Genomic DNA, 17,499 nt, shown 5'->3' on the forward strand with positions numbered 1-17,499 from the left:
AACTACAAAGTCCTGCAGCTCACGGTTCAGTGCTATGAAGTATTGAATGGGAAAAGCTTGTTTCACGGCGCAGATGCGCCGTGGCTCAATGCCAGCTCAAGGCTGGCATGTTGCAGGAGAGGTTTTGCCTTTGCCGACAATCTGATCGCGCGGTATTTGTCGCGCCATTTCGCTTCAATCCCCCACCGCCGTTCATATTTATATAATATGTATAATCCTACTATTCTGCTTCCTTATACAGTAACGAGGCGGATAGTTGCGTTCCAAAGGCCCGAAGTCACGCTTGCAGAACCGGCCGCCGCGGACGAAGTCCGATGCGCCGCCATCCGACCGGCATGCGCTGCTTGAAGCGATGATCGATCATGTGCCGGATTTTATCTACGCCAAGGACCTGGAAGGCCGCTTTCTCTTCGCCAACCGTGCCATCGTCACCGAAAACGGCTTCGACACAGTCGAGGAACTGATCGGTCTCACCGATTACGATATTAACGGCGATGCGGCGCAGCGTGCCGGCATTCCAGAGACCGAGGCGCGGGTGATGCGCACGGGAGAGCCGGATCTCGGTTTTGAGGAACGCGCAATGCGCGGCGATATCGACCGCTGGCTGATGATGTCGCGCGTGCCGCTTAAGGACAAGAACGGCGCGATCATCGGTGTGGTCGGTGCATCCAGAGATATTACCCAGAAGAAGGCCTCGGAGCGACTGCTTCAGGCGCAGGCGCATATTCTCGAAATGATTGTTGGGGCGGCGCGTATCGAGGATTTTCTCGAAGAATTCGTGAAAGCCATCGAAAACCTCGCTACGGGTCTTGCCTGCGCTGTTCGCGTATTCGATGCCGCGGCCGGCGAACCCTCGGTCTATGCCTCACCGGCGCTTTCACAGCATGCGGGGGTGACAGCACTCATCTCCAGCGTCAGCGATCCCGAAAGCCTGACCTATCCCGCCGGTAATGTGGCCTTCAGTTTCGATATTCCCGCCAGCGAAGGCAATGCGCACGGTTTCGTCTGGTGCATGTTGGCGGGCCGCAAACCGGATGCGGGGCTTCTGGAGTTCATCGCCGCCGCCGCGCGCATGGCGGGTCTTGCGATCGATCGCAAACGGGCGGCGGAACATATCGCGTTTCTTGCCGATCACGACATGCTGACACGGCTGCCCAATCGCCGCTTTCTGGATACGAGACTGCCGGAAATACTGGCAGCATCGGCAAAAGCGAAGCGGCATGTCGGCATCGGCTTTCTCGATCTCGATAATTTCAAGCAGATCAACGATACGCTCGGCCACAGCGTTGGCGATGCTTTGTTGTCCAAAACGGCTGAGCGCATCTCGCGCAGTCTCGGTCGAAACGATCTGGTGCTGCGGGTGGGCGGGGATGAGTTCGTCATCATTCTGCATAAGCAGAAGGACGATTTCGAAAGCCGCCTGCAACATATCCGGGCTGCGGTCTCGCAGCCGCTGCGCCTCGGCAACTACGATATCAAGGTCACATGCAGCATTGGCATGGCATTTTTCCCGGAGCACGGGGAAACCACGGCGGAAATTGTCGCTGCGGCCGATCTTGCGATGTATGAGGCCAAGCATAGCGGGCGAGATGGCATTGCAACCTTCACGCCGCGCATGGCGGATGATCTGAGGAAGAAGTTCACCCGCATCGAGGAATTGCGCAAGGCGGTAGAAAGAGATGAGTTCGTTCTCCACTATCAGCCGCAGGTCGATCTTTTGACCGGTCGCATCAGCGGCGTGGAGGCGCTGGTGCGCTGGCAGCACCCGGTGGAAGGTCTGCTCGGCCCCGCGGAATTCATCGGCCTTGCGGAAGAAACCGGCCTCATCGTGGAACTTGGGGAAAGCGTTCTGAAGAAAGCCTGCCTTCAGGCGCAGGCATGGTGCAATGCCGGGCTGCCGCCCGTCAAAATGGCGGTTAATATTTCACCCAGGCAATTTCAGGGCGGCCTTGTGGAGCAGATCAGGTCTGCGCTCACGCAATCCGGCCTTGCACCGTCTCTGTTGGAAATTGAGATCACCGAAACCCTCATCATTCAGGATGTGGAAACATCCGTGCGGATCATGCGCGTCATCAAGGAGATGGGCGTCAGCCTGGCACTGGATGATTTCGGCATCGGTTATTCCTGTCTCGGCATGCTCAAGACCTTCCCCCTGTCGTGCATGAAGATAGATCGGTCGTTCCTCACCCATCTGCCGGAAAAAACCAAGGACAGCGCCATCGTCTCCATCATGATCCAGCTTGCGGGGTCTCTGGGCATCGATGTCATTGCCGAGGGCGTCGAGACCGGCGAGCAGGCAGCGTTTCTGCGCGCTGCCGGCTGCCCCTATGGGCAGGGTTATTACTTCAGCCGCCCGGTGCAGGCGGATGCGATCGAGGCAATGTTGGGGAATATGATGACTTTCCCCGCTGGTCTATCGAACGACATGCAATAATTCCCACCTCGGTGGCCGGCCTCTAACCGGATTCGCCGGGCGCGAATTGGCGGAAGGCACGTTGCGCTGTCTTTGCCGCATAGTGGCGTCGGGAGGGAGTGCGGCTATATCACCCTTCTTGCGACCCCACGTGGCATTAAAAGCCCGCATCCCCTCATCTTCATCCATGAAACTTGATGCCTTTCCCAAGCGATTGCGGCATTCGGCGCAAGTTTGTTCTGGTATTATAATTCAAAAATATTAGAACTAATTTGCGCTATAACTAAGTAATAAATATCGAAATCACCGAATAAAACATTTATATATTATATATTTAACTATTAATTTGTTGTAATTTTACTACGAGATTTGAATGTATTCTCTAAGTGTATTTGTATTCTTTAGATTTGAATTGCGAGTCTCCCGAAGTTTCTGCCATTTGCTGGATCAGCGCAGAGAAGCGGGCGGCAGGGAAAAGACCAGCCCTCGGCTTTGCGCATTCGTTGAAAAATTTTTTGACTGGAGATTAAAAATGAACATCAAGAGCCTCCTCATCGGCTCCGCTGCCGCTCTCGCAGCAGTATCCGGCGCACAGGCCGCTGACGCTATCGTCGCTGCCGAACCCGAGCCCATGGAATATGTTCGCGTCTGCGACGCCTTCGGCACCGGCTTCTTCTACATCCCCGGCACCGAAACCTGCCTGAAGTTCCAGGGCTACGTTCGCTTCCAGACCGACTTCGGCCGTGACAAGGCTGGCAAGTCTGATTGGGACGCATTCACGCGCGCCCAGTTCGAAGTTGACACCCGTACCGACACTGAACTCGGCGCTCTGCGTGGCTTCATCGGCCTGCGTGGTGATGCTGATACCGGTTCTGCCGCTGCTTCCACCACTTCTGCTTCCAGCGACAAGGGATCCGCAGTTTTCGTTCATCAGGCCTTTATCGAAATCGCCGGCCTGAAGGTCGGTAAGTTCCTGAGCTGGTGGGATGATGGTCTCTCCGGTGAAACGGACGATGTGGCGACCAACGCTTTGTTCAATTCCGTTCGTTACACCTATGAAGCGGGTTCTTTCTGGGCTGGTGTCTCGGTTGACGAACTCGAAGGTATCGCGGTCGGCACGTTCAACAAGAACAACAACACAAGTAACAATGTCGGCGTCGTTGTTGGCGCTGGCGCGAATATCGATAGCGTCTCTCTTCAGCTCATCGGTGGTTATGACACTGACCGCGAAAACGGCTCTGTTCGCCTGATCGCAACAGCTGGTGTTGGTCCTGGCACGTTTGGCCTGTCTGGTGTTTGGGCTTCCGGCGCAAACGCTTACTACAATGCTTCCGAGTGGGCTGTTGCTGCCGAATACGCCATCAACGCAACCGACAAGCTGAAGATCACCCCAGGCTTCCAGTACTACAGTGGCTACGGCCTCGTCTCGTTCGACAAATTCTCGAACAACGACGCCTGGAAGGCTGGCCTGACGGTTGACTACAAGATCACGGACGGCCTCTCGGCAAAGGTTGCTGCAAACTACCTCGACGTCGACACCAAGCCTGAAGCCTGGACCGGTTTCGTTCGCCTGCAGCGCGCATTCTAATAGCCATAAGAAAAAAGCCTAAACCGGGTTAGATGACTCAGATCCACCCCGCTCTTGAGCGGGTGAGTGCTAGCTTCAGTCAAAGTTCCTGACATGATGTCAGGTTTGCTCCCCGGACCCCTCCAGGCCGGGGAGATTTTGTTTTGAGGAAAGTTCCGGCAGATTTTTGTCAACAATGTCGTTGCGGGCATTTGCGGGCGGGTCGCTGGGTTGGCGGGATGCCGGTCCTGGAGATCAGGTTGCGCTATCGCTCGCCAGGCATTGGTACCGGCGGCAGGGGAGGGTGGACCGGTTCTTCGAAGGTTCGCAGCAAACGGCCCCAGCCCGGATCATGCATATGCGCTTCAAGACCCGCGCGGGCGGCAAGCGCCAGTGCCTCTTCCTGTCCAAAGGAGAGAGCCGCATCGACGTCGGTCGTCAGAACCCGGCTGTTTTCCATCAGCATCTTGCCATCAACGAAAACGGTGTCGACGTCGCTTCCCAGAACCTGATGCACGAGACGGTGCGCCGGCATCCACATTGGCATCAGATGTGGTTTACGCATATCGATGATGACGACATCCGCCTTTTTGCCGATTTCAATCGAGCCGATTTCATCTTCCATGCCGATGGCGTGGGCGGCGTCGATGGTGATCATTTCGAATATCTTGCCCGGCGGCAACAGGTAGCGATCGTGATTGTGCAGCAGGTGTTGCGTGAACTGCGCAAGTCGGGCGGTCTGGAGCATATCGAAGTGACGGCTGGGTGCTGCGCCATCGGTGGTGATGGCGACTCGAATCCCCTTGGACATCATTTCCATGATCGGCGTTGAGCGGCCCGGCGGGGCGTGGGTCACGCGCGTGCCGGTTTCCGCCAGAATGTCGATCTCTTCATGCGAGATGCCCCAGCAGTGCTGGAGGTGGATATCCGGGCCGAGAAGCGCATTTTCCTTATCCTGAAACGCCATGCGGATTTGTCCCGCAAATGCATCCGAATGTAGCCTGACGCCCATTTTCCGGGCCGTCTCGCGTATTCGGCGCGCCTGCATGCGGTCGTTTTCCGTCAGTTTCACCGCCTGGTCGGGGCTTGAAGCGTTGGAGGGTTCCACCGAGGGAACGATGGTAAAGGGTGTCAGAAAAACACTGATGCGTCCGTCTGCCGTTCCGTTCAGTGCGTCGATCGTGGCTTCGCTGCCTTCGATCATTTCCTCGAAGCTTACATTTCGGCGCTCCGGAGAGCCGCTTTCCCATCGGGTCACCGGGTGCGGCCAGGGCAGGCCGGAAGGTCCAACGCAGATGATTTCACGAAGCCCGATTTCGTCATAAGCGCGGGCGTGGTTGATGGCAAAGACGGGGTCGTCGGCGCGTGGCATCGAGGTGATGATGCTGGCACCTGTCGTCACGCCGGCGCGAAGCCGCTCGATGCCGGAGACCAGGCCGTCCGCATACCAGTAATCGCGTGTGACGTAGTGATAGTAGGTCGGCGTCACGACCTTCATCCACATGGCGTTGGTGTCGGCCGCAATGCTGCGGATCAGCGCGTGCCCTGCATGGCCATGGGCGTCAATGAGGCCGGGGATGATGAGTTTTCCCCGGCAATCTATGATCTGCTTGTCGCTGTGACGTGGCGCCAGCTCCGCTGCTGTACCGATGTCGACAATACGGTCGCCCTGAATGGCAAGGCCACAATCCTCGATGATGCGTCTTTCACGATCCACCGTCACCATCGTGCCGTGCAGCAGCAGAAAATTCCCCATTTCGTCCTCTCCCTCATTGAAGTGCAGCTTGTATCCAGAACCTCGCGATTTTGGATACGATAATTGTCAACAATATTATTGACAATACGCCTGTGCGAAACAATACTCCGCCTTGTCCGGCCGGTAGGTCTGCCGGCTATCCAATGATTTATAAAAAGGGGGGATCAAATGTCCCGAATTAGAAGTTTCGTTCTGGCCGCCATGGCCGCCGCCGCCATTGCCGTTCCCGCAAACGCAGAAACCTTGCGTTGGGGCGGCCGCGCGGATCTTTACTCGCTTGATCCGTATTCGGTGCCTTCCACCTCCAACCTCGCCTTTCTAAATCACATCTATGAAGGGTTGGTGCGTTACGGGCCGGACTTCAAGATTGAGCCGGCGCTTGCGACGGAGTGGAAACTTGTTGATGAAAAAACATGGCGTTTCACCCTGCGCAAAGGCGTGAAGTTCCACGACGGTGCTGAGTTTACCGCTGACGATGTCGTTGCATCTTTCACGCGCGCTTCGGATGCCACCTCGCCATTGCGCGGCAATATTCCGGTTTTTGCGGGCGTGAAGAAGGTCGATGATTACACCGTCGATCTGAACGTCACCGCGCCCACCTCGCTTTTCCTCAACGACATCACCAATATCTTCATCTTCAATGCTAAGTGGTTGAAAGATAACAACAGCGAAAAGCCGACTGACTTCGCTTCCAAGGTCGATGGCTACACGACGATGCACACCAACGGCACCGGCCCGTTCAAGCTTGAGAGCCGCGTTCCCGATAGCAAGACGGTTCTTGTCGCCAACGATGCCTGGTGGGATCAGAAAAAACACAATCTCGATCGCATCGAATTCGTGCCGATTGCCTCGGCCGCAACCCGCGTTGCAGCTTTGCTCTCCGGCGAAATCGACCTGATCGATTCCGCACCGATCCAAGATCTGCCGCGTCTGGAATCCTCGCCGAACATCACGGTGAAGAAGCGCACCGAGCTGCGCACGCTGTTCATCGGCTTCAATCGCCGCGAAAAGCTTGAAGACGGCAAGCCTAACCCCTTCAACGATCTTCGCGTTCGCCAGGCATTCGAGGCCTCGATCGATCGTGATCTCATCAACAAGAAGGTCATGCGCGATCTTGCAAGACCGTCCGGCTCGCTTATTGCGCCTGAGATTGCGGGTTACGCCAAGTCGCTTGATACCTACCAGCCTGCCGATCCGGCAAAGGCGCAGAAGCTGCTTGCCGATGCAGGTATGAAGAACCTTGCATTCACCTATACCTGCATGAATGACGAAAGCATCAACGAGGAAGACATCTGCTCCGGCGTTGCCAACATGCTCAAACGCGGCGGTTTCCAGCCGACAATCGACATCGCCCCGCGTTCGGTACAGTCTCCCAAGCGCAATGGTGGCAAGGCCGATGTCTTCAACCTCAGCTGGGCGAACGAGCCCACGCTCGATGCCTTCTCGTTCCTGTCGCAGATCCTCTCGACCCGCAAGGGCGCGATGGGCGTATCCAACTATGGCGGCTGGTCTAACCCCGAGATCGACAAGCTGGTGGATCAGGCAGCACACGAGCAGGACAATACCAAGCGTCTCGCGCTTGAAGAAGCTGCATTGAAAATCGCCAAGGACGAGACGATGCTTGTTCCGCTGCACCAGCAGCCCATCGCCTGGGCCATGCTCGGAAAGGTCAAGAGCGTTGATTTCCGCGCCGACAACAAGCCGCGCCACTGGCTGACGCAGGTCGGCAAGTAATCCGGAATATCAGGGAGGCGTTGGGCATTTCGCTGAACGACTCCTGAATGCTCCGCTGCCGGTGCAATTGTTGACAATGTTACGGGCGCATGCGGCCCGTACCCCGTCTCTTGCAAAAATGGGCAAACCTGCCTGCCTTTTGGCCACGGGTTTGCATCCGAGAGGTTACAATGCTGGTTTTCATCATCAAGCGTATGGGAAATGCCATTCTGGTCATGCTTTCCGTCGCGCTTATTGCATTTCTCATTTTCAGGCTTGCCGGAGACCCCGTCGAGCTGATGGTGGGGGAGCAGACATCGCAGGAAGATCGCGCCGCCTTGCGTGAGCGTCTTGGTCTTAACGACAGTCTGCCAACGCAATATCTGCGGTTTGTCAAAGATGCCGCCCAGGGCAATTTCGGCGTTTCCTATCGCAACGGCCAGCAGGTGCTGCCGCTGATCGCGGAGCGGTTTCCAGCCACGCTGGAACTGGTTCTGGTGGCCACGATCATATCGCTTGTCGTCGGCCTGCCGCTCGGGGTGCTGACGGCGATCAGGCGCGGAAAGTGGTATACGGAGGGCCTGCAATTCCTGTCGATTGTCGGCGTCTCGCTGCCAAGCTTCGTTGTCGGCATTCTGCTTATTCTTGTCTTTTCGGTCAGCCTCGGCTGGGCGCCGGCCTTTGGTCGCGGTGATGTCGTGCAGCTCGGCTGGTGGTCCACCGGCCTGCTCACCTCATCGGGGCGTGCCGCACTCATTCTGCCTGCCATCGCGCTCTCGCTTTACCAGATCACGCTCGTCATGCGTCTGGTCCGCGCCGAGATGCTGGAGGTGCTGCGGTCCGATTTCGTGAAGTTCGCCCGTGCACGCGGCATTCCCCGCTGGCGCATTTATTTCCGCCATGCGCTGCGCAACTGTCTTATGCCTGTTGTGACGCTGACGACGATGAACGTCGGTTCGCTCATCGCTTTTGCGCTCATCACCGAGACGGTGTTTCAGTGGCCGGGCATGGGCATGCTGTTCATACAGGCGGTGACGTTTCTCGATATCCCCGTCATGGCGGCCTATCTCTGCATCATTTCCTTCATCTTCGTTGTCCTCAACACGTTCGTCGACATTGCATATGCGGTGATCGATCCGCGTCTGCGCACTGCGCGCTAACCGAAGGGAGCCGGTTTCATGGCCACAGACCTTCCGCAAACGGTAAAACCTGCCCGCCCGTCGCTCATCAAGCGCATACGCAACAGCGATCTCTACTGGTCGTTCAGCCACAGCAGATCGGCCAAGATCAGCGCGCTGATCCTTGCAGTCCTCATCCTCGCCGCCGTTTTCGCGCCCCTGATCGCACCGCAGAACCCTTATGACGGCGCGTCGCTCGACATGTGGAAGGCCGAACTGCCGCCGGTGTGGCAGGAGGGCGGCGAATGGCCCTATCTGCTCGGCACGGATACGCAAGGGCGCGACATGCTCTCCGCTATCCTCTACGGCACGCGCATATCGATAATCATCGGTGTTGCCTCGGTGGCGCTGTCCTTGGTCATCGGCATGACTGCCGGGCTTGTCGCCGGTTACTTCGGCGGTTTTGCCGATAATCTCCTGATGCGCATCGGCGATATCACGCTCTCCATTCCGACAATTCTGGTGGCAATTCTCGTCTCCACGGTCGTCAGACAGATGCTTCCGGACAATCTTCGCGAGGTCGGCGCATCTGCCGTACTCATTCTCGCCATCGCGCTTTCCGCCTGGGTGCAATATGCGCGCACCGTGCGTGCCCAGGCGATTGTCGAAACCGGCAAGGACTATGTGCAGGCGGCGAAGCTGATCGGCGTTCCCGCGCGCCGCATCATGGCAAACCATATTCTGCCCAATACGCTGACGCCGATCATGGTTGCCGCCACGCTCAACTTCGGCATGGCGATCCTGACCGAAGCGACGTTGTCGTTCCTCGGCATCGGCATGCCACCCAGCCAGCCGTCGCTCGGAACGCTGATCCGCATCGGCAACCAGTTCCTGTTTTCCGGTTCCTGGTGGATCGTGTTGTTTCCCGTTTTCCAGCTCTGCCTGCTCGTCGTCACCGTCAACCTTCTGGGTGACTGGCTGCGCGATGCGCTCAATCCGAAACTGAGGTGAGTTCCATGTACGATCTTCTGCTCCGCAACGTCAGGCCCATGGCGGGCGACACCTGCGATATTCTGGTAAGACAGGGAAAGATTGCCGGTTTTGGAAAATTCGAAGCCGAACCCGGCATGGCGGTCGAGGATGGCAACGGCGCAATCGTCGCGCCCGGTCTCATCGATGCACACACCCATCTCGACAAGACGACATGGGGCATGCCCTGGCATGAGAACAACCGTGCCGCCATCCTGCGCGGACGGATCGATTTCGAGCGCGAGAACCGCACCCAGATCGGTATCGATCCGCACCGCCAGTCCATGCGCCACGCCATCGGCCTTGCTGCAAACGGCGGCACGCATATCCGCAGCCATGTGGATATCGATCCGACCCACGGCCTGAAGCTTGTTGAAGGCATATGGGAAACACGTGAGAAGCTGAAAGGCATCATCGACATAGAGGTCGTTGCCTTCCCGCAGTCCGGCGTCATGGTCATGCCCGGCACGGTGGAGCTGCTGGACGAGGCCTTGAAACAGGGTTGCGAAGTCCTTGGCGGCATCGATCCCTGCGGCATCGATCGCGATCCCAAAGGTCAGCTCGATATCCTCTTTCAACTCGCGGTCAGGCACGGCGTGCCGATCGACATTCATCTGCATGAGGCTGCCGATCTCGGCGCCTTCACGATGGAGCTGATCTTCGAGCGTATTCGTGCCAATGGCATGGAAGGCAAGGTCGCAATCAGCCACGCCTTTGCGCTGGGCATGAATGATTACATCAGGGTCGGCAAGCTGATCGATGAAATCGCCCGGCTCGATGTGGCGATCCTGACGACGGGCGCGCCCTCGGCAACCGTGCCGTCGATCATGCGGTTGAAGGAAGCCGGCGTTCGCGTTGGCGGCGGTTGTGATGGCATTCGCGATACCTGGGGACCTTGGGGCCAGCCGGATATGCTCGACCGGGCCAAGATCATCGGCATGAAGAACGGCTTGCGCTCGGATATCGAGCTTGCGCATGTCCTGCATGTCGTCTCGCAGGGCGGTGCCGATGTCATGGGCCTCAAGGATTACGGTCTTGAGGTTGGCTGCTCCGCCGATTTCACGCTGCTGACCGGCGAAACATTGGCCCATGCCGTTGTCGATGTCGCGCCGCGGCCCATGGTCGTAAAGGGCGGACGCGTGACCGCCAGAGGCGGCAAGGCGGTGGTGGAGGCGCCATGATGAGCAATCCGCTACAGTCTATCGCTCTCGGTGAACGCCCCTCCGGTCGCACGCTGCTCACCGCAAGCTGGGTGGTCGGTCATAAGGACGGGTCTCACCGGCTGTTGAAAAACGGCGAAGTGGTTTTCGAGAACGGCGAAGTCCTTTTTGTCGGCCATGGCTTTCCAGGCGAGGTCGCGCGGCGCGTCGATTTCGGCAATGCCCTGATCAGCCCCGGCCTGATCGACCTCGATGCGCTTTCCGATTTCGATACGACTATTTTGGGGATCGACAATCATCCCGGCTGGGCGAAGGGCCGTGTCTGGCCGCGCTCTTATGTCGAGGCCGGTCCTTACGAGATGTATTCCGAGGAGGAGCTTGCCTTCCAGAAACGTTTCGCCTTTGGCCAGCTTCTCCTCAACGGCATCACCACGGCGGCACCCATTGCCTCGCTGTTTTATCGTGAATGGGGAGAAACGGTCGCTGAATTCGAGGCTGCGGCCGATGCTGCCGGCGAACTTGGTCTCCGGGTCTATCTCAGCCCCGCCTTCCGCTCCGGCGGCATGGTGCTGGAAGAGCCGGGACGCATGGTGCCCGTGTTCGATGAGGAGCGCGGTCTTCAGGGGCTGAAGGAAGCAGTGTCGTTCATCGAACGGCAGACCGGAAGACACGGCGACCTCGTCCGCGGCCTTCTGGCACCTGATAGGGTTGAAACATCGACGCTCACCCTGCTGGAAAGAACCGATGCGGCCGCCCGTGATCTCGGCTGCAAATTCCGGCTGCATATGGCGCAGGGCACCATGGAAGTTGACACGGTTCGCAAGCTGCATAGCTCAACCGCGCCGGTATGGCTCGCAAAAGCAGGCCTGCTGAGCGACCGCCTTATCGCGCCGCATGCCACCAATGCGACGCAGGAAGATCTGGCGCTCTATGCGGAAAACGGCGTGTCGATCGTCCACTGTCCGCTGGTGTCGGCCAGAAGCGGCAGTACGCTGTCGTCCTTCTCCGCGTGCCGCCAGCTTGGAATAAACATTGCGATGGGCACCGATACGGCGCCCGCCGACATGCTGATGAACCTGCTTGTCGGTCTCATAACCTGCCGCATCAATGACGGTGCTCCAGATAAGGTCCGCTCAGCCGATCTGTTCGACGCCGCCACACTCGGCGGCGCTCGGGCGCTGGGTCGCTCCGATCTCGGACATCTTTCCAAGGGTGCGCGCGCCGATATCGCGGTCTTCGATCTGGATGACACGGTCATGGCGCCGAGCCTCGATCCGATCACAACAATTGTCACCGGCGGTTCAGGCAAAATCACGCGCGCCGTGTTTGTCGATGGTCGTCTCTCCATGCGGGAAAGACAGGTCGCGAACATCGACATGGCGAGCGCCCGCATTCAGGCGCAGGCACAGTTCGATGGGCTGATCGCGAAATATCCCGAGCGAAGCTGGGCCAATCCGCCCGTTTCGGAAATCTTCCCCCCGAGCTACCCGGTGGAGGTGAATACCAATGGATGACATGAACCAGTCGGTTATCGATGTCCGCAATTTGAAAGTCGAGTTCCCTGGCCGCCGGGGAACGGTGACGGCACTTTCGGATATCAGCCTTTCCATCCGCCCTGGCGAAATCCTCGGCGTGGTCGGGGAGTCCGGTGCCGGAAAATCCATGACCGGCCTTGCGATACAGGGCCTGCTCGAAAAACCGGGTCGCATCGCGGATGGCGAAATATGGCTTGGGTCGCGTCGTATCGATCAACTCGATGACAGGGCGATGGAAAGCATCCGTGGCCGGGAAATCGGCGCGATTTTTCAGGATCCGCTCACCTCGCTCAATCCGCTGTTCACGGTTGGCGCGCAGCTTGTGGAGACAATCCGCCAACATCTGCCGCTTTCGAAAAGGGATGCAAAGGCACGCGCAGTCCAGCTTTTGCGTGATGTCGGTATTCCATCTCCGGAAGAGCGCGTCGATCACCATCCGCATCAATTCTCCGGTGGTATGCGCCAGCGCGTCGTCATAGCGCTCGCACTTGCGGCGTCGCCGAAACTGATCATCGCCGATGAACCGACGACGGCGCTTGACGTGTCGATCCAGGCGCAGATCATCTCGCTGCTGCGCAAGCTCTGCAAGGAAAAGCAGACGGCTGTCATGCTGGTCACCCATGATATGGGCGTCATCGCCGAGGCAGCCGATCGCGTTGCCGTGCTTTATGCTGGCAGGTTGATAGAGGTGGGGCCGGTCGAACAGGTTCTCCATGCGCCGAGGCACCCCTATACGCAGGGCCTGATGGCCTCCATTCCTTCGCTCGGCGCGCGAGTGGAACGGCTCAACCAGATCGACGGTGCCATGCCGCGTCTCGACGCCATCCCGCCCGGATGCGCCTTCAATCCGCGCTGCGGGTTCTCAGGACCGCGCTGTCTTCGCGAGCGGCCGGAACTGGAAGCGGTGGGTGATGGCGCCAGCGCTTGCTGGATGAATGCAGGAGGTACAGCATGAACACGCCGGTTCAAAGAACACCCGCATTGACGGTCAAGGGCCTCACCAAGACCTTCGATGTCTCTGCCCCATGGCTCAACCGGATCATTGAGCGCAAGCCCCGGCAATTCGTCCAGGCCGTAAACGACATCGATTTTACGGTTCCGGCGGGCGGCTGTCTCAGCATCGTAGGGGAAAGCGGCTGCGGCAAGTCCACGGTTGCCCGTCTGGTGACCGGGCTGTTCCGGCCAAGCGCGGGTGATTTCCACTTCGCCAAGGGTCGCAAGGATACACCGCTTTCGGCGCAGATGATCTTTCAGGATCCCTATGCCTCGCTCAATCCGCGCTGGCGGGTGAAGAATATCATTGCCGAACCCATCCGCGAACTGAAACTTCGTGCGACCCGGGCCCAGACCATGGAACGGGTGGAGGAACTGTTGCTGACGGTTGGTCTGTCTGCTTCGGACGGCGAAAAGTTTCCGCATGAATTTTCAGGCGGCCAGCGTCAGCGCATCTCCATTGCCCGCGCTTTGGCAAGTGAGCCCGAGTTTCTGGTCTGTGACGAGCCTACATCGGCACTCGATGTATCCGTGCAGGCGCAGGTGCTGAACCTGATGCGACGCCTCCAGGACGAGTTGGGGCTGACCTATCTGTTCATCAGCCATGACATGAGCGTGGTTCGCCACATGTCGGATCGCATCGCGGTCATGTATCTTGGCCGCATCGTGGAGGAGGGCGACACGGAGGAGCTGTTCGCCCGCCCGCGTCACCCCTATACCCAGCTTCTGCTGCAGACCATTCCCAATATCGACGCGCCGCGCCGTGACCGGGAACTGGTTGCCGGTGAAGTTCCAAGCCCGCTCAAACCGCCATCGGGATGCACGTTTCATCCGCGTTGCCCGCTTGCGACGGCGCGCTGTTCGGCGGAGGTGCCAAAGGTGCGCACGCTTGCCGGCGGCACACGTGTCGCCTGCCATCTGGTGGCGGACGAAGAAGAGCGGGTTGTGAAGGAGAGAGAACTCGTCTGACCGTCGGGTCAGGCGAGTGCGGCGCGCAGATCGTGGGAAAGGTCGCGGATTTCGCTGAGATCGAGTTCCGCTTCCACATGTTCCAGATGGTGGGTCATCAGATGCGTGGCTTTCGCCGGGTCGTTATTGGCAATCGCATCGACGATTTCCGCATGCTCGTCCGGTCCGCAATTGAAGCGGTCGGTGTTGCGGTAAACGGCGGTGATGAGGGAGGAACGCGAAATGAGGTCGCGCATGGTGGTGAACAGGAAATCGGAACCGGCCGTTTCCGCAAGCAGCAGATGGAACCCGCCGGAGAGCTTGATGATATCTGTGGTGATGTTGTGAGCATTGGCCACGCGCTCCTTGGCGACATGGTCGCGAAGCCGTTTCAGATCGGCCTTGGTGGCCGATTTGCACAGACGTTCAACGACACATTGCTCCACGGTGCGACGCACGAAGAACACATCTCTGGCTTCTTCGACCGATGGTTTCGAAACGAAGGCGCCGCGATTGGGAACGATGGTGACGAGACCGTCGCGCTCCAGAACGGACAGGGCCTGACGGATACGTGCACGGCTGACACTGAAAATTGTCGCCAGTTGTTCTTCCTTCAGCTGCACGCCGGGACGCAGCCGCCGCTCAGCGATGGATAGCCAGACTTTCTCGACAATTTGCTGTGTGGACTGGCCGTTCTGCTCGGTCATTTTGTTCGCTCTCCATTAGGGTTAGAAAAGCGTGATGCCGCCGAAAAAGTCAACTGTTTCAACAGGGTTTTGGTTGCATAATTGTCAACAATATGAAACAATATTGTATACTATAAACAGGGCAACGTCATGGAATTCGACTTCACCACGCTTGAGCCGCAGAGCCGCTATCGGTTGCTGACGAATTTTATTGGTCCACGGCCGATAGCGCTTGTCACGACCCGCTCGGAAGCGGGCCACAACAATGCAGCGCCGATGAGCTTTTTCAACGTCTTCTCCCATGATCCGCCCATCGTTGTTCTCGGAATCCAGCCGCGTCTGAATGGCGAGGAGAAGGACACGATGGCCAATATTCGCCGCACCGGCGAGTTTGTCGTCAACATGGTCGATATGACTATTTCCGAACATATGCTTGTCTGCGGCCTCGGTTTCGACAGCGAGGTCGACGAACTTTCCATGGCGCAGCTGACGCCGACGCCCTGCAACAAGATCGATGCAAGCTTTGCAGCGGAATCGCCCTGCGCCTTCGAGTGCCGGGTGGAGCGTCTGATCGATTATCCGCGCCGGACGCTGGTGCTGGGGGAGGTCGTGCACATGCATGTCCACCGGGACTGCCTCGACAAGGAGGGGCATTATGTCGATCCGGACCGATACCAGCCGATCGCACGCCTCCATGCCGACAATTACATTACCTCGGATCGCCAGTTCGTCTTGAAGGCGCCCCCGATTACCGACTTCATCAAGCCCGATGGCAAGTGACAGTCCCGAAAGGCTGACCTGAATGCATATTCGTCTGATCAACCCGAACTCAACCGCCTCGATGACGGCGCAGGCGCTCGAGAGCGCCTTGCGCGTCAGGCAGGCGGATACGAAGATTTCCGCTGCAAATCCTGTCGATACGCCGGTCAGTATCGAAGGCGGGGCCGATGAGGCGCTGGCTGTTCCCGGCATGCTGGAGGAAATCCGCAAGGGCGAGCGGCTGGGCGTCGATGCCTATGTCATTGCCTGCTTTGATGATCCGGGCCTGCATGCGGCGCGTGAAGTCGCGCGTGGTCCCGTGATCGGCATCTGCCAGGCCGGTATTCAGGTGGCGATGACGATCAGCCGCCGCTTTTCCATCATCACAACGCTGCCGCGCTCCATCCCCATTATCGAAGATCTCGTCGATAGCTACGGTGCACAGCGGCATTGCCGCAGGGTTCGTGCCATCAATCTGCCGGTGCTGGGTCTTGAAGAGGATCCGCTTGCAGCCGAGGCGATGTTGATCCGCGAAATCGAAGCGGCCAAGAAAGAAGATGCGGCAGAAGCCATCATCCTCGGTTGCGCCGGCATGTCCGCACTGTGCGACAGGCTGCGCGAGGCAACCGGCGTCCCTGTCATCGATGGTGTCACGGCCGCCGTCAAGCTGGCCGAAGCCCTGGTGGGCGCGGGTTACGTGACATCCAAGGTCAATGCCTATGATTATCCGCGGGTGAAGGAAACCAAGCTCGTCGCCTGACCGGGAAACGCGGGTGCGGCAAAGCGCCTCCACGGCGTTTGCGACAAAGCTCGCCTCGCTCTAGTGTCTGCTTTCGCGCCGGTCCGCAGAATGGCCGCGCGGGATGGGAGGCAGGATGATCGACAAGCTGGAGTTTTTCATTGCACTTGCGCGCGCGGAGCATTTCGGGCGGGCCGCGGAGGAGTGCGGCATCTCGCAGCCGACGCTGTCTGCGGCCATCCGGCAACTGGAAGATCAGCTCGGTGTCGTGCTCGTCGTGCGCGCGGCCCGATATCAGGGCCTGACGCCGGAGGGGCAGCGGGTGCTCGAATGGGCAAGGCGCATCGTTGCCGATACACGTACCATGCGGGAGGAAATGCGGGCTGCGCGTAAAGGTCTCGCCGGCCATATCCGGCTGGCCGTCATCCCCACCGCTCTCGCCATGGTGCCCAGGCTCACCGAACCCTTTCAGGCGCGTCACCCGGCAGTCACGTTTTCCGTCACCTCCCGCACGTCGTTGCAGGTTCTCAGCCAGATCGAAAATCTCGAAATCGACGCGGGAATCACCTATCTCGACAACGAACCTCTGGGCCGGGTGACGACGGTTCCGCTTTACTCGGAGCGATATCACCTGATTGCGGCTGCAGGCACGCCCCTTGCCGATCAAGAGAGCGTGACCTGGAAGCAGGTTTCGGGTCTTCGGCTTTGCCTATTGACTTCCGACATGCAAAACCGCCGCATTATCAACAAGCACATGGCCGAAGCGGGTGTTGAAGCGAAACCCACGCTCGAATCCAATTCGATGATTGTACTGTTTTCCCATATCCGAACCGGACAATGGGCTTCAATTATGCCGCGTAACATCGCGGAATCGTTTGGTTTTCCAAAACAGATTCGAATGATCCCGATTGTCGAGCCCGATGCCGAGCATCTTGTCGGCCTCATCGCCACCTATCGTGAACCGCATACGCCACTCGTTTCCGCACTGCTGCATGAGGCCCGATTGCGCGTCGCGGCCTCCGCTTTTGATAGAAATTTCCTATCGACTGACGGAAAGACGATATTGACCTGATCTTGCTCCGC

At 58.5% G+C, this 17,499-nt stretch carries 14 protein-coding genes; 12 read left to right on the plus strand and 2 right to left on the minus strand.

Features of this window, described 5'->3' with window-relative positions; genetic code table 11:
- Positions 1–283: 283 nt before the first annotated feature.
- Positions 284–2,434: a putative bifunctional diguanylate cyclase/phosphodiesterase gene (locus RBH71_RS12220; protein ID WP_111800825.1), complete on the plus strand. Its 2,151-nt coding sequence runs from the start codon at positions 284–286 to the stop codon at positions 2,432–2,434.
- Positions 2,435–2,945: 511 nt separating this feature from the next.
- Positions 2,946–4,001 carry a porin gene (locus tag RBH71_RS12225; RefSeq protein WP_111800826.1) on the plus strand — a complete coding sequence of 352 codons (1,056 nt, stop codon included), beginning with the start codon at positions 2,946–2,948 and terminating at the stop codon, positions 3,999–4,001.
- A 244-nt stretch (positions 4,002–4,245) separates the two neighbouring features.
- On the opposite strand, the gene RBH71_RS12230 is transcribed toward RBH71_RS12225, so the two are convergent.
- The gene (locus tag RBH71_RS12230; protein ID WP_323687326.1) at positions 4,246–5,736 is read right to left on the minus strand and encodes an amidohydrolase family protein; all 1,491 of its coding nucleotides are present in this window, start codon (positions 5,734–5,736) and stop codon (positions 4,246–4,248) included.
- A 168-nt stretch (positions 5,737–5,904) separates the two neighbouring features.
- Between RBH71_RS12230 and RBH71_RS12235 the strand changes: the two genes are divergently transcribed.
- The 7 genes from RBH71_RS12235 to RBH71_RS12265 all read left to right on the plus strand — a co-directional run bounded on the left by RBH71_RS12235 (position 5,905) and on the right by RBH71_RS12265 (position 14,253).
- Positions 5,905–7,470 (plus strand): ABC transporter substrate-binding protein, encoded by a 1,566-nt coding sequence (locus tag RBH71_RS12235; protein WP_111800828.1) that lies wholly within the window; start codon positions 5,905–5,907, stop codon positions 7,468–7,470.
- Between the two features lie 170 nt (positions 7,471–7,640).
- Positions 7,641–8,609, plus strand: coding sequence for an ABC transporter permease (locus RBH71_RS12240; RefSeq protein ID WP_004431345.1), 969 nt, complete (start codon positions 7,641–7,643; stop codon positions 8,607–8,609).
- Between the two features lie 18 nt (positions 8,610–8,627).
- A complete protein-coding gene (locus RBH71_RS12245) occupies positions 8,628–9,578 on the plus strand; it encodes an ABC transporter permease (RefSeq protein WP_111800829.1) in 951 nt (316 codons plus the stop codon).
- A gap of 5 nt (positions 9,579–9,583) precedes the next feature.
- Positions 9,584–10,777: an amidohydrolase family protein gene (locus RBH71_RS12250; protein ID WP_065660320.1), complete on the plus strand. Its 1,194-nt coding sequence runs from the start codon at positions 9,584–9,586 to the stop codon at positions 10,775–10,777.
- A complete protein-coding gene (locus RBH71_RS12255; protein ID WP_111803129.1) occupies positions 10,777–12,270 on the plus strand; it encodes an amidohydrolase family protein in 1,494 nt (497 codons plus the stop codon). The genes RBH71_RS12250 and RBH71_RS12255 overlap by 1 nt, the downstream gene beginning before the upstream one ends.
- The gene (locus RBH71_RS12260) at positions 12,263–13,246 is read left to right on the plus strand and encodes an ABC transporter ATP-binding protein (protein WP_004431353.1); all 984 of its coding nucleotides are present in this window, start codon (positions 12,263–12,265) and stop codon (positions 13,244–13,246) included. Before RBH71_RS12255 ends, RBH71_RS12260 begins: the two co-directional genes overlap by 8 nt.
- Positions 13,243–14,253: an ABC transporter ATP-binding protein gene (locus RBH71_RS12265; RefSeq protein WP_111803127.1), complete on the plus strand. Its 1,011-nt coding sequence runs from the start codon at positions 13,243–13,245 to the stop codon at positions 14,251–14,253. Before RBH71_RS12260 ends, RBH71_RS12265 begins: the two co-directional genes overlap by 4 nt.
- An 8-nt stretch (positions 14,254–14,261) precedes the next feature.
- Here the strand turns inward: RBH71_RS12265 and RBH71_RS12270 are convergent, their stop codons facing one another.
- Positions 14,262–14,939: a GntR family transcriptional regulator gene (locus tag RBH71_RS12270; RefSeq protein ID WP_004431355.1), complete on the minus strand. Its 678-nt coding sequence runs from the start codon at positions 14,937–14,939 to the stop codon at positions 14,262–14,264.
- 129 nt (positions 14,940–15,068) lie between these two features.
- On the opposite strand from RBH71_RS12270, the gene RBH71_RS12275 reads away from it, so the two are divergent.
- The 3 genes from RBH71_RS12275 to RBH71_RS12285 all read left to right on the plus strand — a co-directional run bounded on the left by RBH71_RS12275 (position 15,069) and on the right by RBH71_RS12285 (position 17,488).
- Positions 15,069–15,698, plus strand: coding sequence for a flavin reductase family protein (locus RBH71_RS12275; RefSeq protein WP_004431356.1), 630 nt, complete (start codon positions 15,069–15,071; stop codon positions 15,696–15,698).
- Between the two features lie 22 nt (positions 15,699–15,720).
- The gene (locus RBH71_RS12280; RefSeq protein WP_013761066.1) at positions 15,721–16,437 is read left to right on the plus strand and encodes an aspartate/glutamate racemase family protein; all 717 of its coding nucleotides are present in this window, start codon (positions 15,721–15,723) and stop codon (positions 16,435–16,437) included.
- A gap of 115 nt (positions 16,438–16,552) precedes the next feature.
- A complete protein-coding gene (locus tag RBH71_RS12285) occupies positions 16,553–17,488 on the plus strand; it encodes a LysR family transcriptional regulator (RefSeq protein WP_004431358.1) in 936 nt (311 codons plus the stop codon).
- Positions 17,489–17,499: the final 11 nt, after the last annotated feature.

Origin of the sequence: Rhizobium sp. AN68 (genome assembly GCF_030758035.1) — a bacterium.
Lineage (GTDB): Bacteria > Pseudomonadota > Alphaproteobacteria > Rhizobiales > Rhizobiaceae > Agrobacterium > Agrobacterium tumefaciens.